This window comes from Sulfitobacter sp. M368, assembly GCF_025141875.1.
GTDB lineage: Bacteria > Pseudomonadota > Alphaproteobacteria > Rhodobacterales > Rhodobacteraceae > Sulfitobacter > Sulfitobacter mediterraneus_A.
The window spans coordinates 2,792,272-2,813,778 of the sequence record NZ_CP081113.1; the positions used below are offsets into that span (position 1 = coordinate 2,792,272).

At 60.4% G+C, this 21,507-nt stretch carries 22 protein-coding genes; 4 read left to right on the forward strand and 18 right to left on the reverse strand.

All coding sequences use genetic code 11. The features are described 5' to 3' along the window. Positions 1 to 59: 59 nt before the first annotated feature. The 13 genes from ftsH to ruvC all read right to left on the reverse strand — a co-directional run bounded on the left by ftsH (position 60) and on the right by ruvC (position 11,963). The gene (gene ftsH / locus K3754_RS14025) at positions 60 to 1,985 is read right to left on the reverse strand and encodes an ATP-dependent zinc metalloprotease FtsH (RefSeq protein ID WP_311201492.1); all 1,926 of its coding nucleotides are present in this window, start codon (positions 1,983 to 1,985) and stop codon (positions 60 to 62) included. Between the two features lie 102 nt (positions 1,986 to 2,087). Then, positions 2,088 to 3,344: a tRNA lysidine(34) synthetase TilS gene (gene tilS / locus K3754_RS14030; protein WP_259938105.1), complete on the reverse strand. Its 1,257-nt coding sequence runs from the start codon at positions 3,342 to 3,344 to the stop codon at positions 2,088 to 2,090. Positions 3,345 to 3,348: 4 nt separating this feature from the next. Then, positions 3,349 to 4,176, reverse strand: a complete 828-nt coding sequence (gene ybgF, locus K3754_RS14035; protein WP_259938107.1) for a tol-pal system protein YbgF — start codon at positions 4,174 to 4,176, stop codon at positions 3,349 to 3,351. A gap of 14 nt (positions 4,177 to 4,190) precedes the next feature. Continuing rightward, positions 4,191 to 4,712, reverse strand: a complete 522-nt coding sequence (gene pal / locus K3754_RS14040; RefSeq protein ID WP_259938109.1) for a peptidoglycan-associated lipoprotein Pal — start codon at positions 4,710 to 4,712, stop codon at positions 4,191 to 4,193. Positions 4,713 to 4,803: 91 nt separating this feature from the next. Further along, the gene (gene tolB, locus K3754_RS14045) at positions 4,804 to 6,138 is read right to left on the reverse strand and encodes a Tol-Pal system beta propeller repeat protein TolB (protein ID WP_203210501.1); all 1,335 of its coding nucleotides are present in this window, start codon (positions 6,136 to 6,138) and stop codon (positions 4,804 to 4,806) included. Between the two features lie 127 nt (positions 6,139 to 6,265). Next, entirely contained in the window at positions 6,266 to 7,378 is a 1,113-nt protein-coding gene (locus K3754_RS14050; RefSeq protein ID WP_259938110.1) for an energy transducer TonB, read from the reverse strand. A gap of 3 nt (positions 7,379 to 7,381) precedes the next feature. Further along, positions 7,382 to 7,861 (reverse strand): protein TolR, encoded by a 480-nt coding sequence (gene tolR, locus K3754_RS14055; RefSeq protein WP_203210499.1) that lies wholly within the window; start codon positions 7,859 to 7,861, stop codon positions 7,382 to 7,384. A 3-nt stretch (positions 7,862 to 7,864) separates the two neighbouring features. Continuing rightward, positions 7,865 to 8,560 carry a protein TolQ gene (gene tolQ / locus K3754_RS14060; protein ID WP_203210498.1) on the reverse strand — a complete coding sequence of 232 codons (696 nt, stop codon included), beginning with the start codon at positions 8,558 to 8,560 and terminating at the stop codon, positions 7,865 to 7,867. A gap of 116 nt (positions 8,561 to 8,676) precedes the next feature. Beyond that, positions 8,677 to 9,075 carry a YbgC/FadM family acyl-CoA thioesterase gene (locus K3754_RS14065; RefSeq protein ID WP_203210497.1) on the reverse strand — a complete coding sequence of 133 codons (399 nt, stop codon included), beginning with the start codon at positions 9,073 to 9,075 and terminating at the stop codon, positions 8,677 to 8,679. After that, the gene (locus K3754_RS14070; protein ID WP_409202357.1) at positions 9,072 to 9,701 is read right to left on the reverse strand and encodes a hypothetical protein; all 630 of its coding nucleotides are present in this window, start codon (positions 9,699 to 9,701) and stop codon (positions 9,072 to 9,074) included. The genes K3754_RS14065 and K3754_RS14070 overlap by 4 nt, the downstream gene beginning before the upstream one ends. Positions 9,702 to 9,731: 30 nt before the next feature. Next, positions 9,732 to 10,751, reverse strand: coding sequence for a Holliday junction branch migration DNA helicase RuvB (gene ruvB / locus K3754_RS14075; RefSeq protein WP_037910064.1), 1,020 nt, complete (start codon positions 10,749 to 10,751; stop codon positions 9,732 to 9,734). Positions 10,752 to 10,794: 43 nt separating this feature from the next. Continuing rightward, positions 10,795 to 11,463, reverse strand: a complete 669-nt coding sequence (ruvA, locus tag K3754_RS14080) for a Holliday junction branch migration protein RuvA (protein WP_259938112.1) — start codon at positions 11,461 to 11,463, stop codon at positions 10,795 to 10,797. Beyond that, the gene (gene ruvC, locus K3754_RS14085; RefSeq protein ID WP_174233520.1) at positions 11,460 to 11,963 is read right to left on the reverse strand and encodes a crossover junction endodeoxyribonuclease RuvC; all 504 of its coding nucleotides are present in this window, start codon (positions 11,961 to 11,963) and stop codon (positions 11,460 to 11,462) included. The genes ruvA and ruvC overlap by 4 nt, the downstream gene beginning before the upstream one ends. A gap of 335 nt (positions 11,964 to 12,298) precedes the next feature. Here ruvC and K3754_RS14090 point away from each other — a divergent pair, with 335 nt between their 5' ends. After that, positions 12,299 to 12,517 (forward strand): DUF1127 domain-containing protein, encoded by a 219-nt coding sequence (locus tag K3754_RS14090; RefSeq protein ID WP_203210495.1) that lies wholly within the window; start codon positions 12,299 to 12,301, stop codon positions 12,515 to 12,517. 123 nt (positions 12,518 to 12,640) lie between these two features. On the opposite strand, the gene K3754_RS14095 is transcribed toward K3754_RS14090, so the two are convergent. The 5 genes from K3754_RS14095 to K3754_RS14115 form a co-directional block, all read right to left on the reverse strand. After that, positions 12,641 to 12,967, reverse strand: coding sequence for a hypothetical protein (locus K3754_RS14095; protein WP_203210494.1), 327 nt, complete (start codon positions 12,965 to 12,967; stop codon positions 12,641 to 12,643). Positions 12,968 to 13,099: 132 nt separating this feature from the next. Next, positions 13,100 to 13,972 carry a 50S ribosomal protein L11 methyltransferase gene (locus K3754_RS14100; RefSeq protein WP_259938114.1) on the reverse strand — a complete coding sequence of 291 codons (873 nt, stop codon included), beginning with the start codon at positions 13,970 to 13,972 and terminating at the stop codon, positions 13,100 to 13,102. Continuing rightward, the gene (locus tag K3754_RS14105) at positions 13,972 to 15,363 is read right to left on the reverse strand and encodes an MATE family efflux transporter (RefSeq protein WP_259938116.1); all 1,392 of its coding nucleotides are present in this window, start codon (positions 15,361 to 15,363) and stop codon (positions 13,972 to 13,974) included. The genes K3754_RS14100 and K3754_RS14105 overlap by 1 nt, the downstream gene beginning before the upstream one ends. 3 nt (positions 15,364 to 15,366) lie before the next feature. Further along, positions 15,367 to 16,599, reverse strand: a complete 1,233-nt coding sequence (locus K3754_RS14110) for an MFS transporter (RefSeq protein ID WP_259938118.1) — start codon at positions 16,597 to 16,599, stop codon at positions 15,367 to 15,369. A 115-nt stretch (positions 16,600 to 16,714) separates the two neighbouring features. After that, the gene (locus tag K3754_RS14115) at positions 16,715 to 18,910 is read right to left on the reverse strand and encodes a primosomal protein N' (protein ID WP_259938119.1); all 2,196 of its coding nucleotides are present in this window, start codon (positions 18,908 to 18,910) and stop codon (positions 16,715 to 16,717) included. Between the two features lie 103 nt (positions 18,911 to 19,013). Between K3754_RS14115 and fsa the strand changes: the two genes are divergently transcribed. The 3 genes from fsa (at position 19,014) to K3754_RS14130 (ending at position 21,500) form a co-directional block, all read left to right on the forward strand. Next, positions 19,014 to 19,667, forward strand: a complete 654-nt coding sequence (gene fsa / locus K3754_RS14120) for a fructose-6-phosphate aldolase (protein ID WP_203210490.1) — start codon at positions 19,014 to 19,016, stop codon at positions 19,665 to 19,667. A 178-nt stretch (positions 19,668 to 19,845) separates the two neighbouring features. Beyond that, positions 19,846 to 20,553, forward strand: coding sequence for a DUF484 family protein (locus K3754_RS14125; RefSeq protein WP_259938121.1), 708 nt, complete (start codon positions 19,846 to 19,848; stop codon positions 20,551 to 20,553). Then, positions 20,550 to 21,500: a tyrosine recombinase XerC gene (locus K3754_RS14130; RefSeq protein WP_259938123.1), complete on the forward strand. Its 951-nt coding sequence runs from the start codon at positions 20,550 to 20,552 to the stop codon at positions 21,498 to 21,500. Before K3754_RS14125 ends, K3754_RS14130 begins: the two co-directional genes overlap by 4 nt. Positions 21,501 to 21,507: the final 7 nt, after the last annotated feature.

Genomic DNA, 21,507 nt, shown 5'->3' on the forward strand with positions numbered 1-21,507 from the left:
AAGCAGGGTCTATAATTTCTTGTTTCAGAATGATCGGGCCTCGTGATGGCCTGGCCAGATCAGACCGAGGGTTCTGGCTCCATCCCGCCGGAGGGCGGTGATTTCTTGCCTTTGCCCTTGGCCTTTGGAATGGCCGTCACGCTGGGTGCGTTGCCTTCGTCCGAATTGTCGTCATCGGGATCTTCGGCGGGCGGCTGTCCAGCCATCACGCGCTTGATCTCTTCGCCGGTCAGGGTTTCGTATTCCAGCAGGCCTTGCGCAAGACGCTCGAATTCTTCGCTGTTTTCGCTGATCAGCTTGTAAGCCAGTTCATAGCCCTCATCGATGATCCGCTTCACTTCGCTTTCGATCAGTTCCTTCGTCGCCGCCGAGACAGAGAACCCGCCCGCGCCTCCGTTGGCCTGATATCCAGCCGCAGCTTCCTGGTAATCGATGTTGCCGACCTTGTCGGACATGCCGTAACGCATGACCATTGCACGGGCCAGCTGGCTGGCTTGCATGATGTCGCCCACAGGGCCGGACGATACAGAGTCAGCGCCGTATTTGAAGATTTCAGCCGCCTTGCCCGCCATGGTCATGGCAATGCGTTCCTCGGCTTCATCCTTGAACATCTGCAGCTTGTCCATTTCTGGCAGGCTCATCACCATGCCCAAAGCGCCACCGCGCGGAATGATCGTGGCCTTATACACCGGATCACATTTCGGCAGCTTGATGCCGACGATGGCATGGCCTGCCTCGTGATACGCGGTTTTTTCCTTTTGATCCTGCGTCAGCACCATCGACCGGCGTTCCGCGCCCATCATGATTTTGTCTTTCGCGGATTCAAAATCCATCATTGCAACAAACCGGCGCCCCAGTCGCGCGGCGGTCAGTGCCGCCTCGTTCACAAGGTTGGCCAGATCGGCACCGGAAAAGCCGGGCGTGCCACGGGCAATGATGCGCAGATCCACATCAGGGCCAAGCGGTGTTTTGCGGGCGTGCACGCCAAGGATCTTTTCGCGGCCTTTGATGTCTGGATTGCCCACCGTCACCTGACGGTCAAACCGGCCCGGACGCAGCAATGCAGGGTCCAGAACATCCTTACGGTTGGTCGCGGCGATGATGATGACACCTTCATTCGCTTCAAAACCGTCCATCTCTACCAAGAGCTGGTTCAAGGTCTGTTCGCGTTCGTCATTGCCGCCGCCATAACCGGCACCACGATGGCGACCCACGGCGTCAATTTCGTCGATGAACACAATACAAGGCGCGTTCTTTTTCGCCTGTTCAAACATATCGCGCACACGCGACGCGCCAACGCCGACGAACATCTCGACAAAATCGGACCCCGAGATGGTGAAGAATGGCACGCCCGCCTCACCCGCAATGGCACGGGCCAGCAAAGTCTTACCAGTACCGGGAGGGCCTTCAAGCAAGGCGCCCTTGGGGATCTTGCCACCGAGGCGAGAGAATTTCTGCGGGTTGCGCAGGAATTCCACAATCTCTTCAAGCTCTTCCTTGGCTTCATCAATGCCAGCGACATCGTCAAACGTGACGCGCCCATGCTTTTCGGTCAGCATCTTGGCCTTGGATTTGCCAAAGCCCATGGCCCCGCCTTTTCCACCGCCCTGCATCCGGTTCATGAAATAAATCCACACACCAATCAGCAGCACTATCGGCAAGAGCGACATCAAGAAGGTCTGGAAGCCTGATTGTTCCTGAGGCGTGGCTTTGACCGGCACCTCGTTGTCAATCAAAAGCGTTGTGATTTCAGCATCTTCCGGTTTAATCGCGACGTATTCTGCACCGTCCGACTTGCGGAAGCGGACTTGCTCGCCATCCAGCGTCACCTGACGCACCTCACCGTTTTGAACGGATTTTACAAACTCTGAATAAGTGATCTCATTGCTTTGCAAATTTCCGCTGGATCCGCTGAACAGATTGAACAGCGCCAAAACCAGCAAAAGCAAAACAACCCAGAAGGCGAGATTACGCACGTTGCCCAAGGACATTCTCCCAATTTCTTCGGGTTGCGCGGATGCGCGAACCCCCAGGTCACACCGAAATGGCGCGGACACCATACTAAGATAGAGATGATGCGCTCATGTTCAATGCGATAATAATGCGCCGTAGAAGGACTCTGCGCCGCCGTCGACCTCCGCATGCCAGTTTTGGCCGTAGCCAGCAAGAGGGGCCGCGACAAGTTCATTGCCGCGCCAGACCGCAGGCGTTGACAACAGGACCGGGTGCGGGCGGCCCGTTTCGCGCCAATTGGGGCATTGGGCCAGCCCGTGATCGCCCAGCACCCCGATATGCAACCCGTCGATATTTTGTGCGGCATCGTCATTTGCCAGCGTCCAACGACCGTCCCAAAGATCTTGAACCGGGGTGGTGATCGCACTGGCGGGCTTGTATTCTCTGAAGATCCAGATCTCGCCGCCCACACGGCGCAACTGGCATCCATCCGCCGTTCCCGCCTGCCCTTTGCGCATTGCGCTCATCAACGCGCTGACCGCGCCGCGCCGCGCCGGGTAGTCCTCTCCGCTGATCCAGTTGAGCGCTTGAACAATCAGGCGGCGCTGGATCTCATCAGGTTGCACCCGCAGCTGCCGTTCCTCGATGACCACCGCCCCTGCATCAATCGTCACGATATCCCGCGCCACGAGAAAGCTTTGCCAGTTCAGCGCCTTACGCGCCTCGGCCATCTGACCAGCCACTTGCGATAGCCCTTGGGCGTCAATGCCCAAAGGTTCCAATAGCTTGAGCGCCTCGCGCATGCGAACCCGTTCAAATGTGGCATCTTCGTTGCTTGGGTCGTCGATCCATTTGATATTTTGGTGCAGCAGGTAGTCACGCAGATCCGTCCGGCTGGCCCGCAAAAGCGGCCGCACCCAAATGACGCTGTGGCGGGTGATACGTGGCGCCATACCCGAAAGGCCATCCACCCCGGCCCGCCGCGCCAGCCGCATGAGCAGCGTTTCGGCCTGATCATCCGCGGTATGGCCCAGCGCAACTGTCGAAATCTCATGTTGTTTTGTCCAACCCGCAATCAGCTCATACCGCGCCTTGCGGGCTTCGTTTTGCAGATTGCCGGTGCCGTCCCAACCCTTCCAATACAGGGTGTCATGGGCAATGCCGTGGCGCTCACAAAAATCGGCGACTGATTTTGCCTCGGCTTCGGCCTCGGGGCGCAGGCCGTGATTGACCGTAACGGCGCGCACTTTGGTGCCGTGCAATGTGGAAAATCCATGCATCAGGTGCAAAAGCGCAACGGAATCGCCGCCGCCTGACACTGCAACGCCTGTCACCGCAGGGGGATGTGGAAGGAACGCATCCGAAACCTGCTGTGTCAGGCGTGTGAACATCCGCTCAGGAACAGCCGATGGTCTGCCGACGCTGTTCGGCTTGGGCCACCATGGGGCTGTTGGGGAAACGCACACCAATTTCACTGAGTGTCACGCAGGCCTCCTGGGTTTGGCCAAGATCCGCGAGGGCACTGCCAAGCTCATAAAGGGAATGCGGGGCCATTGGCCCTTCGGGTTCGGTGCTAAAACTGGCGAGGAATGCGCGGGCAGCCTCGCGGGTGTCGCCCAGCGCGGTCAGTGCCTCGCCGCGGCGCAGTTCGGCCTCTGCGGCTAGTGGTCCGCCCGGATAGGTCTGATTGAAGGTCGCAAAGAGGTCTGCGGCGGTGCGAAAGTCACCGGAGGCGAGCACCTCCTGCGCCCGCTTGAAATCATCCGCTTCGCCAATGGCAAGCGATGCCTGATCTGTGGGCGTTGAGGGCGCGGTGATCGGCGCCGATACAGAGGTTTGTGTGTCGCCGCCCAAGGTGGTTGTCTCACCCAATGCGGACAGATCGCCCCCTTCAAGCTCAACCAAGCGGAATTCCAGATCGCCGATCCGGTTGGTGCCATCGGCAACAATGCGGTTGATGCGGTTCTCCAGCTCTTCGGTTTTGGAAGTCAGGCGCTGCAATTCGCTTTCCATCGCGCCGACACGTTCCAGCACGCTCACGCCGGCAGCATTGACCGACGCGCCGCCCGTTGTTGACAGCTCCCGCTTGAGCTTTTGCACCTCGACAAACAGTATGTTCAGTTCCTGGCGCACATCGGCCAGTGTCTGATCATCCTGGGCCATTGCCACCGCAGGGCAGAGCAAAAGCCCGAAGATCGCACCGCGTAGAATTGCCACTGTCATGTTCTTCCCTTCGGTTAGCTAATCAAACCACCAGCAAGCACTGTAACCGCACGGCGGTTCTTGGCATAGCAGGCCTCGTTCGAACACACCTCGATCGGCCGTTCTTTGCCGTAGCTGACAACCCGCAGACGGGATGCTGGCACGCCCTTGGACACCAGATATTCGCGGGCCGCATTGGCGCGGCGTTCGCCAAGCGCGAGGTTATACTCCCGCGTGCCTTGTTCATCGGCATGGCCTTCGATCACCGCCTGATAGTCGCTGTTGGTCAAAAGCCACGTGGCTTGGCCGTCCAAGGTGGCGCGGCCCGTGGCCGTCAGGTTGGACTGGTCCACCTCGAACAGCACCCGGTCGCCGATGGCCTGCTGGAAATAGGCCGTTGAAGCCGGATCATTGGCACTGCCCGGCACAATGCCGGTATTCACAGGCGCGGCGGAGCCGACATAGGTGCCATCCTCACCGCCAAAACGGCCCGGATTGGTACAGGCCGACACGGCCAAGGTTGCGATCAGGATCGTGCTTGTCGTAATGCGTTTCATGGTCTGCCTCTCATGGGTGGCGTTTTTGTTGTTTGATTGATGTTTAACACAGGCCGCGCGGGCATTGAAATTTTTTCCCGCACCGGGCCGATCACTTTTGCAGGGGGGACCACGATGGGTCGGACCCGCCTTCGGGTGTGCGCACCGGACGCAGATTGCGGCCAGAGACATCCACCGAATAGAGCGTCGATGAACCGCTTGCCCCTTGAGTCTCACGGGCAAACATCAACACCCGACCGTTGGGTGCCCATGTCGGCCCCTCATCGAGGAAAGATGCCGTCAAAAGCCGCTCTTCGGAGCCATCGGTGCGCATGACGCCGATATGGAAACGGCCTTTGTTCTGTTTGGTAAAGGCGATCAGGTCACCACGCGGTGACCAGACCGGCGTACCATAACGCCCCTCGCCAAAAGAAATGCGCGTCGCCTCGCCGCCGGTCGCGGGCATGATATAAAGCTGCTGCGTGCCGGACCGGTCGCTTTCGAACACGATGCGCCCGCCGTCTGGCGAATAGCTGGGCGCGGTCTCAATGGCCGGTGTGTTGGTCAGGCGCACGGATTGGCCACTGGCAATGTCCATGCTGTAGATGTCAGTGTTGCCGCCCTGCGAGATCGAAAACACCACCGTTTGCCCCGATGGGGAAAACCGGGGTGCAAAGCTCATGGTGCCGTCGGCACTTTCCAGAACGCGCCGCTGCACCGAGCCGACATCCAGTACATAGATGCGGGGAAAGCCGGTTTCGTAAGATGTATAAAGCACCCGGTCGCCCGTGGGTGAGAACCGCGGTGCCAGCACGATGGAACCGCTGTCCGTGAGATACTGCACATTCGCGCCGTCATAATCCATCACCGCGAGGCGTTTCTTGCGGGCATCTTTCGGGCCGGTCTCGGATACAAAGACCACGCGGCTGTCAAAATAGCCGCCTTCGCCGGTGATCCGGCTGTAAACCGCATCGGCCACCTTATGTGCCATGCGCCGCCAGCCCTCGGTTGTGCCGGAAAACTGCAATCCGCTGCCCAACTCGGCGCCTGAGAACACATCATAAAGGCGGAACTTGACGGTCAAACTGTTGCCTTGCACGTTCACCGCGCCTGTGACCAAGGCCTGCGCGTTGATTGCCTTCCAATCGGCATATTGCACCGGCGCGTTGAAATCGCTGACTGTCGAGATAAACGCAGAGGCGGGAATTTCCCGGAACAACCCTGTGCCGGTCAGGTCATCTGAGACCACGCGCGCCAGGTCATTGGCCATCTGTCCGGCCTCGGCGCTTTCTGGTTGAAAGCTGGGCACTGCAAAGGGCAAGGGTTCAATCACACCCTCGGTGATTTCAATACGCAACGGCCCCTGCTGGGCCAATGCCCCGCCGGCCTGAAATCCAAAGATCGCCACAGCCGCGGCAAGACATTTCAACGTAAACCTGACACTCATCTGATACGCATCCTTTCGGGATTGAACGTGATCTTACTATTCCGCCAAATGCGGCGGTTTTCGAGGGGAAGTTTGCCCGCAATGACACCATGGCGGAACGCCGCTGCAACGAGATACAGATTTCCCATCATTTGACCCGCATCTTTTCGGGATTGAAGGTCATCTCAATGCTTTGCCACTGGCCGTACTTGTCTGCCGGCAGATCATATCCTTTCGACCCGCATCGGATGATCGCGCGGCGGGCTGCCTCAAAGGCCTGCTTGGCCGAGGCCGCCGTCCCGCCGGAGCTGCCCTCCATACGGATCGAACCGACAATCGGTTTGCCGTTCTGCGCCATTTCGACACTGACGACCACGGTCGTCTGCAAGGCGGCGGTAGACAGCGAACCCACGTTCCAACAGCTGCTGACAGCAACGCGCAGGTCTTCCTTTTCACCTGCGGTCAAGGGCGGACCGCTGGGCGCGGCGGGTTTGGGGGTTTCTGCAGGCGCTTGCGCAGCGGCAACCGCTGCTGCAATCGCGGCGGCGTCGGCGTCTTCGCTGCTGCCGCTTTCCGGCTCGGGCTTGGCGGCCGCCACCTGCGGCTTGGGCGCAGCAGGCCGTCTTCCCGGCGGGCGCGGCGAGGCTTTGGGCGCCTGGGTCGCTTCAGTCACAATTTCTGTTGTCGCCTCTTCCGGCGCGGTTGCCTCTTGCGGCTCCTCGGGCGGCGCTTCGGCAGCAGGCTCTGGCGTCACGGCCTCTTGCGCAACCGGATCAGGCGCCGCCTCCGGTGCGGGTTGTGCCACCGGTTCGGGCGCGACACGTGGCACAGGGCGCGGCACGGAACGCGGGGCCAGTTCCGGGATGATCACGGCCACATCGCCGCTGGGTTGATCCAGTTCCGGCGGGGTGTCTGAGACTTCGGCCTCGGGTGGAAGGGCGGCTTGCTCTGTCACCTCGGGGGCCGGATCGGCGGGCGGCGTTTCCGTTGGAATGGGTTTGGGCTGCTCAATCGCCTGATCCGGCGTTGCCGCGATCTCGGGCGCGTCTGGTGTCACCTCGGGTGCGGCAGGTTGGGCCACCTCTGTTGGCGCATCCGGCGCTTGCCGGGCGGCCAGCATTGCCTCAAATTCCGCGCCGGTGATCACCGAGACCTCAGTCATTTCAAACGGCAAAGGCTCTGACTGGAACACACCACCCAAAAGCAACCAGCCAATCAGGCCAATGTGGCCTGCGCCAGAGATATAATGCCCGGCATGCACCGCCTAGTTCCCCGATGCAACGTCGCCGTCCAGCGCCGGACCGCCAATGTCCGTCACCAAACCAATGTTGGAAAACCCGCCTGCATTCAGTGCGCCCATGATCTCCATCACGGCGCTATAAGGCACCTTGCCATCCGCCCGCAGGAACACGCGGTCGCTGGTGCGCTCTGCCGCGATGGCCCGCAGTCGCGTGACAAGCGCGGCCCGTTCCACCTGTGTGGTCTGGATCTGAACGGCGCCCTCGGCGGTGATGGTCACGGTCAGCGGCTCTTCCTGATCGGCAGGCAATGCGCCTGCGGCCGTCTTGGGCAGTTCAACCGGCACCCCAACCGTCAGCAAGGGGGCAGCAACCATGAAGATGATCAAAAGCACCAGCATGACATCCACGAAGGGCGTCACGTTGATCTCTGACATCGGCTGAACCCGGCCACGCCTGCGGCCGCGTCCGCCCCCGCCTTGCTTTTTGACTACACCTGCGCCCATCGGTCAGCTGTCCAACTGGCGTGACAGGATCGTGGCAAATTCATCGGCAAAGGCCTCATGTGTGCCCAGCACCCGGTCACTGTCTGCCGAAAGCTTGTTGTAGAAAATAACCGCCGGAATCGCGGCAAGCAGACCAAGACCCGTCGCCAAAAGTGCCTCGGCAATGCCCGGTGCCACCACGGCGAGATTGGTGTTTTGTTGTTCCGCGATTTCGATAAAGGCGTTCATGATGCCGATCACCGTGCCGAAAAGACCGATGAAAGGCGCGGATGACCCGACTGTTGCCAGCACCGTCAGGCCTTTTTGCAGGCGCTCGGCCTCCTTGGCGATGGCCACATCCATGCTGCGGTCAATGCGGGCCGTGGCACCGGGGATCAACCCGCCATCATCGCGGTGCGAACGGCGCCATTCCGACATGCCTGCCGCAAAAATCTTCTCCGACGGGCCATCGGGATCTGCGCCAATGGTGTCAAACAATCCATCCAGCGGCTCCCCCGACCAGAACGCCCGATCAAACCGCGCGGCCTCGCTTCGAGCGCTGCGATATTGGATCAATTTCTGGATGATGATCGACCAAGACCAGAACGAAGCGATGATCAGCATGATCATCACAAGTTTCACCGTCAGCGTGGCCCGTGCAAACAGACCCCACATGGAGAAATCAATCTCCTGCGCCAATGCCAGCGTTTCTGCTTCCATTTTTCCCGCTCATATTTGTGCCGTTTACACGGCGTGCTGCCTCAAGGGCCCTGTTTTCAAGGCTCCATTTCGCCTGAATCTAGCGAAGTGCAAGAGTGAAAGCTAGTGCAACGGCCTTATTCCGCCGGATCGGCCAGCATTGAGCGGAGTTTTGCTGGCAAACGGGTCGGTTTTCCGGCGGTGGTCATGCAGACCGCCGTAACCTTGGCGCGAAAAATCACCTCGTCCCCCCGCAGCACCTCCTGATCAAAGATCCAGCGCGTCGCGCCTTTGCCGTGATGGCTGGTGCGCACCTCAAGCCGGTCGCCAAAGCGGCCAGAGCCAAGATAGTCCGCCTCAACTCGTGTGATCACGAACACAAGATCCTCATCGCGCATGCTGCGTTGGTCGACGCCCATCTGCTCGACAATGTCGGATCGGGCCCGCTCAATATAACGCAGATAGTTGGCGTAATAGACGATGCCCGCCATATCGGTGTCCTCGTAGAACACCCGCACAGGAAAACTGTGGCTCATTGCACTGCTCCAACCCGCGCGGCCAGCCGCAGCGCATGTGAGGGGTCTTGCGCCGTATGGGGCAAAACCGGATCATAAGCGGCGCGGATCAGTGCCGCCACATCGGGGCGCAGCACCGTGGTGTCCGCCGCGATGGCCAGCGGACTTTGGTCCTGAAACGCCTCATCCGACCATAGCAGCATGGATTGCACGATCTGGCTGAGCGCGAGGGTCTGCGCCGGTACATCGGCCAGATGGTGGTCCATGCGCAGAAACACGAAACAGGCCTTGATCGCGCCCGCCTCATCAAAGCGGAAGAACCGGTATTGATTGGCATCTGCGGCCTGCAGCCGCCCAACCATCTGATCCAGATCCGGCACCAGACGGTCCATGCCCGGCACCTCGATCAATTCGGCCCAGTCCGAGAAAAAGAACATCATCAGATTGCTGCCCAATTCGGCGTCCATCTCTCCCATGTCGTGGCCCGCCAATTGACAGGTCGCCTCAATCGCACCCTTCACAACCGCCAGCGTGGCGTCATCAACTCCAAATACAATCGGGCACACCGGCCGCCCCCAGCGGGCAAAGGCAAAGCTGCCATCACTGCGGGTGAACAGGGTTTCGATCTGCGCTGCATCCATCTTCATTTGGCCTTCAAAAAACTCAATTCTGTCCTGTCATCCAAACAGATCGCTTTGCGATTTTGGCGGTGTCATCCCCAGATGGGTCCAGGCTTTTTGCGCCAGCATCCGTCCGCGCGGGGTGCGCTGGATCAACCCTTGTTGCAACAAGAAGGGTTCGATCACCTCTTCCAGGGCATCGCGGCTTTCGGACAAGGCGGCTGACATGGTCTCAATACCCACTGGTCCGCCTTGGTAATTCTCGGCAATCAAGCGCAAATAGCGCCGGTCCGCGCCATCAAGGCCCAGATGATCCACCCCCAACCGCGTCAGGGCCATATCAGCCAATGCGCGGGTCACGCGTCCGTCGCCTTCGACCACGGCAAAATCGACCACCCGGCGCAGCAGACGGCCCGCGATGCGCGGGGTGCCGCGGGCGCGTTTGGCGATCTCGCGGGCGCCGCCCTCATCAGCGGGGGCACCCAGCTTGCGGGCGTTGCGGTCCACGATGACGAACAGCTCGTCCTCGGTGTAGAACTGGAGCCGTGTGGGAATGCCGAAACGGTCACGCAGCGGCGTGGTCAAAAGCCCCATACGGGTGGTTGCCCCCACCAGCGTGAAGGGCTGCAGTTCGATCCGCACCGTGCGGGCGGCGGGCCCTTCGCCGATCACCAGATCCAGCTCAAAATCTTCAAGCGCGGGGTAAAGCACCTCTTCGACGGCCGGGTTGAGCCGGTGAATTTCGTCGATGAACAGCACATCGCGGGCCTCAAGGTTGGTCAGTATCGCGGCCAGATCCCCGGCCTTGGCCAGAACAGGGCCAGAGGTCATGCGAAAGCCAACACCCAATTCACGCGCCATGATCTGTGCCAGCGTTGTTTTGCCAAGGCCGGGGGGGCCGTGAAACAGGGTGTGGTCCATCGCCTCGCCGCGTTGGCGGGCGGATTGGATAAACACCTTGAGGTTTGCCCGTGCCTCTGCCTGCCCGACAAATTCGTCCAGCATTTGTGGACGCAAAGCCCGGTCAAAGTCTTCCGGCAGCGCCTCGGGGCGAACAGTGGGGTCTATTTCTGTCATCATTTATCCAAGCAGGACCGGCGCCGGGGCCGTTGTCTGCACTCTACCCTTTGGGGGCCAGAAGTTTCAACGCCGCACGGATCAATGTGGGAGTGTCCGCGCCTTCTTGTTCTCCGGCGGCCTGGGCCACGGCCCCTGCTGCATCGCCGGGGGCATACCCGAGGTTGGCCAGCGCCGACATCGCCTCGGCCTGCGCAGAGGCATTCGGCGGTGTCATTGGTGCGGAGGCCGGCGATACCGGTTCGATCACGTCAAAGTCTGCCGCGCTTTCGCCTTGGGCCTGCGCCATGGTGCCGCCCATCGCCATCACGCTGGGCGCCTTGTCTTTGAGATCCAGCACGACGCGCTGCGCAATCTTGGGGCCAACACCTTTGGCCGCCTTAACCGCGTTCCAATCCCCAAGCGCAATGGCCCGGCTGACCCCATCCGGGCCAAGCGTGCCCAGGATCGCCAGCGATGCCTTTGCCCCGACCCCTTGCACAGAGGTCAACAGCCGGTGCCATTCCTTTTCAACCAGGGTCTGAAAGCCAAAGAGTTGCAGCACGTCTTCGCGCACCAGCAAATCGGTATAAAGCGCGGCGACCTGCCCCGCGCCGGGCAAAGCGGCCAAAGTGCGCTCGGAACAATATACCAGATAGCCAACACCGCGCACGTCGATCAGAACATGATCCGTGGTACGGTATTCGATGCGGCCCGAGATTTTGCCAATCATGCGCTTGCCTTTGCGATTGCAGCCGCCAGTGTGCTCGCGGCGCCGTGATGGGCATGGCAGATGGCGATGGCAAGGGCATCGGCGGCATCCGGTCCGGCGATTTCAACCCCCGGCAATTGCATTCGCACCATATGCGCGATCTGGCCCTTGTCGGCATGACCAACACCCACAACGGTTTTCTTGACCTTGTTGGGCGCATATTCGCCCACAACCAATCCGGCCTGCGCCGGAACCAGCATCGCGATGCCCCGCGCCTGCCCCAGTTTGAGCGTGCCAGCCCCGTCCTTGTTCACGAATGTTTGCTCTACCGCCGCTGCCTCGGGGCGGTAGGTGGCCAAAACACGGGTCAATTGCCCATGCAGAGACAATAAACGAGTCGCCAGATCATCCCCTTCTGAGCAACAGATTCCGTTCGCGACATGCGAAATGCGGCTGCCCGCCACGTCGATCACGCCCCAGCCGGTGTTTCGCAACCCCGGATCAATGCCAATAACCCTGATCATCTGCCCGCCTCGTTCAATTTTGTTGCTTTTTTGATGCACTAGCACGAAACGCGAACATCCGCCAAGCATTTCGACAAATCATCCGATTGCGACACCCCGATTGTCGCTTTCGGGCCGCATCGGTCGTTATCGCCAAATTCGAGGTCAAAAACGACAATACCAAGCCATGATTTTGCCTTACTTAACGGTAGCTTAACCACAATCCTGACCTATGCAAAAAACGCAGGTCACACATGCGTTTCCATCTGTTGTGCAATCCCGGACTTAGGCCTATCTGCCCCTCACACCGCCGGGGAAACCGGCCCAACGATTAGACATAAAGGACGGCTAACATGGCATCTTTCGACACATCCCGCACCGCATACGGCTCCGCGACAGCCGTTTCCTCAATCGCCGCATTCTTCGCAGGCATCGTCGCCTCCGTTGTTGCATGGAACGACGCACGCGTGACACGCGCTGCACTGGCATCTCTGTCCAACCGTGAGCTGGAAGACATCGGTCTGGTTCGCGGGGACATCGACTACGTCGCACAGTCCAACATCATCCGCTAAGGCGGAACGCGGCGCTGCCCAGCGCCGCACCACGTCCTAGAACGAAAAGCCGCGCTTCTGATCGACAGAAGCGCGGCTTTTTCGTGTGGAGGGTTGCGGCCCCATCGCAGGGGCCGTTCCAGATTACTTCAGCTTGGTCACAGCTTTTTCTGCCAGTGTTGCAGTCACCGGATCAACGGACAGGGCAAATGCGCCTGCTTTTTCGATGATGGTGCCGTTCTCCAGCGTGGCAAGACGCGCGTTGTAGGTCTCAGGACCGACAGCCGCCAGCATAAATACCTTGAAGCCCAAAAAGCCAAGCAAAGCCATCATCACCAGCTTGACCGGAAACGCCCAATTGCGGCGTTCCTCTTTCGGCTCAATTACAATCAAACCGCTGGTACTGATCTTAGTGCCATACCCACGCGTCATTTTAGCGTGTTTCTCACCCAGCATTTCCAGCCGGTTCACGAAGTGATCATGCGTTTCTACCATGACAGTCTCTCTCAACAGTCGGCCCCCACCGCTGTTAAGAAAGTATTAGTCATGAAATGTGGCGAAAACAGGGCAAATCGCGAGAATAAGACCTAAAATAGCCGAAAGTTAATGGCCAATCCGCAAGGTTAGTGTCGTCCAGTCAACAATGCTTTCGCGATGGACCAGATTGATGCCGGATCGTGCATAAACCTCGATCACCTCATCCGCCTGTTCATTCAGAATCCCCGAGAGAATCGCATAGCCGCCCGGTTGCAGCGCCTGCGCCATGTCCGGGGCCAATGCGACAAGCGGCCCTTTGAGGATATTGGCAAAGACCAGGTCAAACGGTGCTGCCGCTGCCAGATCAGGATGATCAAAACCAGCCGCCTCAACACAGGTCACCCGCCCCTCAAGGCCATTGGCCACCACATTGGCCCGAGCGACATCCACCGCGACCTCGTCGATATCGCTGGCCAGCACCGTTTCCGGCCAGATCCGCGCCGCTGCCATCGCCAGAACCGCCGTGCCGCAGCCGATGTCGGCCACGTTTTGTCCATGAAAGCCCGCGTTGGCCAGACGGTCCAGCGCCCGCAGGCAACCGAGAGTCGTGCCATGGTGGCCGGTGCCAAAGGCCATCGCGGCCTCGATCAACAGTGGCGCGCTGCCCTCAGGCACCTTATCGGCGTCATGGCTGCCATAAACAAAAAACCGGCCTGCCTCGACAGGGGCCAGTTCGCGGCGCACATGGGCCACCCAATCGGTTTCGGGCAGTTCCGACACGACAAAGGGCTTTGCGCCCATCGCCGTGGCCAGCAGCGTCAGCGCCGTTTCATCTGGTGCCTCTTCGAAGTAACCGCCCACTTCCCACAGGCCCGATCCGTCTTCCATCTCGAAGACGCCGACGCCTGTTGGCTCGGGCTCCAGCCGCTCCATCGCATCGCCAAGGGCATAGGCCTGATCGCGGCCCGTCAAAGTGGTGAGCGCAGTGAATGTGGTCATTATCTTCTCCGATGTCTGTCGGGGTTCGGGTAGGGCCGTGGATGCGCGGGGTCAAGGGCCAGAGGTGCGGCCCGGTCCAGCCTCGCCACATAGATCCAGCCCCAGATGGCCGCGACCAGCCCCATAACGCCTCCCGCCAGTGCCTGACCATAGATCACGCCCGGCGCACCAAAAAGCGCAGCAAGCCCCGCCGCCGCGGGCCAGCTCAGCGCCCCATCCTTGACCCAGTTCAACAAAGTGGATCGCCCCGGCTTGCCCAGATTGTTGAAGGCCGCGTTGGAGACGAACAGCGCTCCGATAAAGACAAACCCGCCCACCCCGACAAAGGTAAAGGCCCGCAACACTTCGGCCCCCTGCCCGTCCAGAGCAAAGATCCGCAAGACCAGCGGCGTCGCGGCATAAAGCAAGGCCCAGGCCACCAATGTATAGCCGAGGCAAAACAGCAGCGCGTCCCGATAGGTGCGGCGCACCCGGTCCATTTGGCCTGCGCCATAGTTCTGTCCAAAGATACCGCCAATGGCGCCGGACAGCGCAAAAATGCCGCCAAAGACCACCACCGTCAGTCGCCCCACCACGGCCCAAGCCGCCACTGCATCATCGCCAAACTGCGCCATCACAATGGTCAGGATATAATTTCCCACAGGTGTCGACATCTGCGTCGCCACAGCCGGAATTGCCACCGCGATGAATGGCGCCGATATATTGCGCAGCGTCCGCAGGCGTGGCCGGTCCACCAACCCGCATTGATGCACCGCGTAGAAAAGGCCAAGTCCCATCAGGCTGAACCGGAACAGCACCAATCCGACGGCCGCGCCATCCAGCCCCCACTCCAGCCAGAATATCAAAATCGGATCAAGCACCAGCAGCACCAGTCCCGAATACAGGGTGATATACATCGCCTTGGCGCCGAACCCTTCGGCCCGCAGCGCCCCCGAGCAGATCAGCGAGACCGCCATGGGCAGCAGGGAAGGCACCGTCATGGCCAGATAACGCGCCGCCAGTCGCGCCGTTTCTCCTTCGGCCCCCGCAAGGGCCACAAGGTGATGCCGAAACCCAACAATCACCGCCACGACCAGTGCCATCACGGCAACGGCAATCGCGATACCAGCCCCGGCCTGCCGCCGCGCCTGATCGCGCCGCCCCTCACCGATAGACCGCGAAATCACGGCGGTGGCCGCAATCATCAGGCCGACAATGATCGAGACCGAAAAGAACTGCACCGCATAGGCAAATCCAATGGCAGCGACCAGTTGCGGATCACCCAGTTGCGAAATCCACAAAAGGTTCGCAGCATCCACCAGAAAGACAAAGGTGATGCCCATCGCACCGGTGGCCGTCATCCTCACCACATGGCCCATCGTGCCGCCGGTCAGGAAGCGCCCTTCGGACATGGATTACTCCGCCGCCTGCGCCAGCGGGCGCGAGAATATCGTCTCATGCCCCGGTTCGGGATGGCGCGGGATCAACATCGCCAGCATCAACGAAACCGCCGCCATGGCTGCCGCCAACAAAAAGACCAAAGCGGGTGAGAGCAGCCACAAAAGACCCAGCCCCACGGGCAGAAACACCGCCGCGATGTGATTGATGGTAAAGGCCACTGCCGCCGTGGGTGCAATATCCGCCGGATCGGCGATTTTCTGAAAATAGGTTTTGAGCGCCAGCGCGAGGGCAAAGAACATGTGGTCCAGCACATATAGCGTCGCAGCCACCATCACGCCCCAGCCGAGATAATAGACACCTCCATAGCTCAGAAACACCAAAATCAGCCCGATGTATTCAAAGCCCAGCGCCTTGCGTTCGCCAAAGTAACCCACGGCGCGGCCCATCAGCGGGGCAAAGATCATATTGGCAATGAGGTTGATCAGATAAAGCGTGGTGATCTCATGCACTTCGAACCCGAACCGTTCGACCATCATGAAGCCGGCAAAAACCACAAAGATCTGCCGCCGCGCGCCCGACATGAACTGCAGCGCGTAGTAGAGCCAGTACCGGCGGCGCAGGACCATTTTCTTGATCTGCACGGTCGGGGCTTCGAACTGTGGATAGGCGAGCATTGCAAACACCGCGATCAAAACGGTGACACCGCCGCCGATCAGATAGACGATGTTGTAGGTCAGATTCAGCGTCTCCCAGAGCGCCATGATCGCCAGATAGGCAACCAAAGTGGCCAGAGATCCCGCCGCCATCAGCCATCCCAACATGCGCGGCGCGTCTTCGATCTTGAGCCATTGCAACTGCAACGACTGGTTGACGGTCTCGTAATAGTGAAACCCGATAGAGCTGAGCATGGTGATCGTCAGAATGCCGCCCATCGAGGGAAACCACGCCGTCACGGCGGTCGCCACGCCCAGTAGGATCAGGGACACCAGCCCAAGCACCTGTTCGCGCACAAAAACGATAATGGCGATCACACCAACCGCCAGAAACCCCGGAATTTCCCGAACCGTGTGCAACAGCCCGATATCCGAGCCGTCAAAATCCGCGACCTCGATCACAAAGTTGTTCAGCAGCGCCGACCAGGTGTTGAAGGCGATGGGCATCGCCAAAGCCATCAGGAAGAGCAGCGCCACGGGCCGCCGCCAGAACGGGAGCGCCTTGGCGTCTTGAAGGGTGATATACTGTGCCATAGGGGTTCAATACGCCTACCGTCAAGAATTGACGAGACCCAAAACACGGGCACATCCGTGCAAGGACGCACAGCCTCCCTGCTTCATTGGCCAAAAAACTCATCCGCATTGTAATCTAGTAGAAACTTTGCGGATCGATATCCACCGCCAGCCGCAAATCCCCCTTCAGCCGGACCTGTGCAACCCAGCGGGCCAGAGCATCCTGCAGGGGCGCGGATTTATCCGCCTTGACCAGCAATCGCACCCGATGCCGCCCTCGCACCCGCGCAATCGGGGCGGCGGCCGGGCCAAAGACCTGCGCCCCAATGGCCCTGAGCGGGCCGTCTTGGCGGGCCAACAGATTGCCTGCATCAAACACCTGCGCCACGTCCGGCCCGCTGAGGATGATACCGGCCATCCGGCCATAGGGCGGCACGCCTGCTTGTTTGCGCTCGCCCGCTTCGGCGCTCCAGAAGGCTTCTTCGTCGCCGGCCAGAATGGCGCGGATCACCGGATGTTCCGGCTGGTACGTTTGCAAAAGGGCCGTGCCCGGCGCTTCGGCCCGGCCCGCACGGCCCGCCACCTGCCGCATCAGTTGAAAGGTCCGCTCTGCCGCGCGCAGGTCAGAGCCCATGAGCCCCAGATCCGCGTCGATCACACCGACAAGCGTGAGATTGGGAAAATTATGCCCCTTGGCCACCAGTTGCGTGCCGATGATGATATCCGCCGCGCCCGCCGCGATGCCTGCAATCTCGGCCTTGAGCGCCCGCGCCGATCCGTACATGTCAGAGCTGAGCGTGGCCACCCTGGCATCGGGCCAGAGCGCCAGTGCCTCTTCGCCCAGCCGTTCCACCCCCGGCCCCACCGGCGCCAGCTTGTCCACCGCTTCGCAGGACGGGCAGGCCTCTGGCATGGGTTTGCTTTCGCCGCACTGGTGACACACCAGCCGCTTGAGAAACCGGTGTTCCACCATCCGCGCATCACAATGATCGCAGCCGATCTGATGCCCGCAGGCCCGGCAGAGCGTGATCGGCGCATAGCCGCGGCGGTTGATGAACAGCATCGCTTGTTCACCTTTCTCCAGCCGTTTGTTGACTTCGGCTTGAAGGCTCGGTGACACCCATTTGTCGCTTGGCAAGGCTTCGCCGCGCATGTCGATTGCGCCCATGGTCGGCATCACTGCCGGACCAAAACGAGAAGTCAGATCAAGCCGCCGGTATTTGCCCGCCTCGACATTGGCCCATGTCTCAAGGCTGGGTGTGGCCGAAGCCAGCACCACCTGCGCCCCGCAGATCGCGGCACGCAGCACGGCCATATCGCGGGCATTGTATAGGACACCCTCCTCTTGTTTGTAGGAGCTGTCGTGTTCTTCATCCACGACGATCAGGCCAAGGTTCTGATAGGGCAGGAACAGTGCCGAGCGTGCCCCGATCACCAATTGCGCTTGCCCCTGCCCGACCATCCGCCAGATCCGCCGCCGCTCGGTCATGGTCGCGCCGGAGTGCCATTCGGCAGGTTTTGCGCCAAAGCGTTCCTCGACACGGTGCAGGAATTGTTCGGTCAGGGCAATCTCCGGCAGCAGAACCAGCGCCTGCCGGCCGGCCAGCAATGCGGCGGCCACCGCTTCGAGATAAACTTCGGTCTTGCCTGACCCTGTCACCCCGCGCAGCAATGTTGTGCCGTAGGTCTCTGATCGGACGGCCTCGGCCAGCATCTGCGCCCCCTTGGCCTGATCTTCGGTCAGTTCCTTGCCCGGCAAAGCGGGGTCAAGGCGCGGAAAAGGCAGATCGCGCGGGCTGTCTTCTTCAAACACCGCGCCGGATTGCGCCAATCCCTTGACCACCGAAGGCGTGACCCCGGCCATTTCGGCCAGTTCCTTGAGGGTGAAGGCCAGATCGCCGTATTCTTCGAGAGTGTCCAGAACACGGCTGCGGGCATCTGTCATGCGCGGCGGCGTGCCGCTGCCGCGCCGGTAGATCTTGCGCATCGAGGGTGGATCGCCCAGCCCCGGCGCACGGGTCGCAAGGCGCAGCATCGCGGGCATCGGGGTCAGGGTATAGGCTGCAGCACGGGCCAGAAACGCGCGCATCTCGCTGCGCATCGGTGCCGCATCAAGCACCCGGATCACATGGCGTACCTTTGCGATATCATAATCACCCTGCCCCGGCCCCCAAACCACACCAAGAACCTTGCGCGGACCCAGCGGCACCTCGACAAAGGCACCCAGAAAACAGCCACCCTCCGGCGCTTTGTAATCCAGCGCCTTTCCCAAGGGCTGCGTGGTCAACACCGCGACCAGGGCGCCATGGTCATAAAATTCCGGTGTGCTCACCAAGGGCTCCGATCAGACAAAGGGGTTTTCAGGGTTTAAGCAGGTCAGATCATGCGGTAAAGGCAGGATCAAGGCTCCCTTCCTCAAGCGCAAGGACACTGAGATGAAATTTTTCGTAGATACCGCCGAAATCGACGCCATTGCCGAACTGAACGATCTGGGCATGGTGGATGGCGTCACCACCAACCCGTCGCTGATCCTGAAATCAGGCCGCGACATTCTGGAAGTCACCAAAGAGATCTGTGATCTGGTGGATGGCCCCGTCAGCGCCGAAGTGGTCGCACTGGAAGCGGACGCAATGATCGCCGAGGGCCGCAAACTGGCCGAAATTGCGGACAATATCACCGTTAAACTGCCCCTGACATGGGACGGGTTGAAAGCCTGTAAAGTGCTGTCCGGCGAAGGCAAGATGGTCAACGTCACCCTGTGCTTCTCGGCCAATCAGGCGTTGCTCGCGGCCAAGGCCGGCGCGACCTTTATCAGCCCTTTCATTGGCCGTCTGGACGACATCCATCTTGATGGTCTGGAACTGATCCAGGACATTCGCACGATCTATGACAACTACGGTTTTGACACCCAGATCCTTGCTGCTTCGATCCGGTCGGTGAACCACGTGCAGGATTGCGCCTTGATCGGGGCTGATGTGATGACCGCGCCGCCAGAGGTGATCAAGAAGCTGGCCAACCACATGCTGACTGACAAGGGCCTTGACCAGTTCATGAAAGACTGGGCCAAGACCGGCCAGAACATCCTTTGAGAAACGCCCGCCTTTGGTGAGCTGACCCGCCGTTGCGCATGCCGCTGCGGCGGGTTTGTTTTGAGACGAAATGACTCCCTTTGGACACAGGGCCAAGGCGCAGGCAAAAAAGAACGCGACGGGGGCAGATTTTGTTCTGCAACCATGCTATACGGGCGCAAATAAAAAAGAGACGACCATGAGCAGCAATCCCAAGATTGATGACGCCCTGCGCGAGGCGATCATCACACAGCCCGATGTTATTTTGGATGACAGCGATGTGATGCAGGCCCTGATCGCGGCCAATGAAAAGGCGATGGGCGGCAATATCGTCGATCTGCGCGGCATCGCAATGGAACGATTGGAAAGCCGTCTGGACCGGCTTGAAGACACCCACCGCAGTGTGATTGCCGCCGCTTATGAAAATCTGGCGGGCACCAACCAGATCCACCGTGCGATCCTGCGGATGCTTGATCCGGTCGAGTTTGAGACCTTCCTGCGCGATCTGGGCGGCGAAGTTGCAGAAATCCTGCGGGTGGATACGGTCAAACTGGTGCTGGAATCGGTTCAGAATGACAATGACCCGGCGGTCAAACGGCTGGGCGAGGTTCTCAGCGTGGCCGAGCCGGGGTTCATCGACGATTACCTGACACGCGGGCGCAGCACACCGCCCCGGCAGGTGACTTTGCGCGGTGTTCAGGACGGATCAGAAGAGATCTTTGGCGAGAAGGCCGACTGGATTCGCTCAGAGGCCTGCCTGAAACTGGACTTCGGCGAGGGCCGCTTGCCCGGTTTGCTGGTCTTTGGGGCAGAAGATCCACATATGTTCGGCCCGCAGCAGGGCACCGATCTTTTGGCTTTCTTTACCGGCGTGTTTGAGCGTGCGATGCGCCGCTGGCTGTCTTGAGCGGCCCTGCCAAATCCGAACATCCCGGGCTGATCAGCCCAGCGGCACGCGATGCCCTGCAAAACTGGCTGTCCCAGCAAAGGGCGCTCAAAGGCGCGGCGGAAAACACGCTGACCGCCTATCAAGGTGATGTTGCCGAATTTCTCGCCTTTATGACCGTCCACAAGGGTGACGCCCAAGGTTTGGGGGCTTTGTCCAAGATCACCATATCCGACATGCGCAGCTGGATGGCGCAGACACGTGCAGGCGATGTTGGCCCGAGGTCGATGGCCCGCAAGCTGTCCTCGGTCAAGGCTTTCTATCGCTGGCTGTCCGAACGCGAAGGGTTTGAGCCAACGGCAGTTTTGTCCACCCGGTCGCCCAAGTTCACCAAAAAGCTGCCGCGCCCCTTGGCGGTAGATGCGGCCAAGGCATTGCTCGACTGCGTCGAAATCCAGTCAGACCGGCCTTGGGTCTCGGCGCGGGATGTGGCAGTGCTGACCCTGCTATGGGGCTGCGGCTTGCGCATATCCGAGGCCTTGGGTCTGCGCGGTGCCGATGCGCCCCTGCCCGACGTGCTGCGGATCGTTGGCAAGGGCGGCAAAGAACGCGTGGTTCCGGTGTTGCCTGCCGCGCAGGCGGCGGTGGCCGAGTATTTGCGGCTCTGCCCGCATATGCAGTCAGACGATGCGCCGCTGTTTCGGGGCATTAGAGGCGGTGCACTTGGGGCGCGTGCAATTGCGCAGGTGATGGCAGATGCGCGGATGCAGCTTGGTCTGCCCGCCACAGCAACGCCGCATGCGATGCGCCACAGCTTTGCCACGCATCTGCTGGATGCGGGCGGCGATTTGCGGGCCATTCAGGAATTGCTGGGCCATGCGTCCCTATCGACAACCCAGGCCTATACAGCGGTTGATACCGCACGTTTGATGGAAGTCTACAACAAGGCGCATCCCAAGGCGGGTTAGGCGCCGA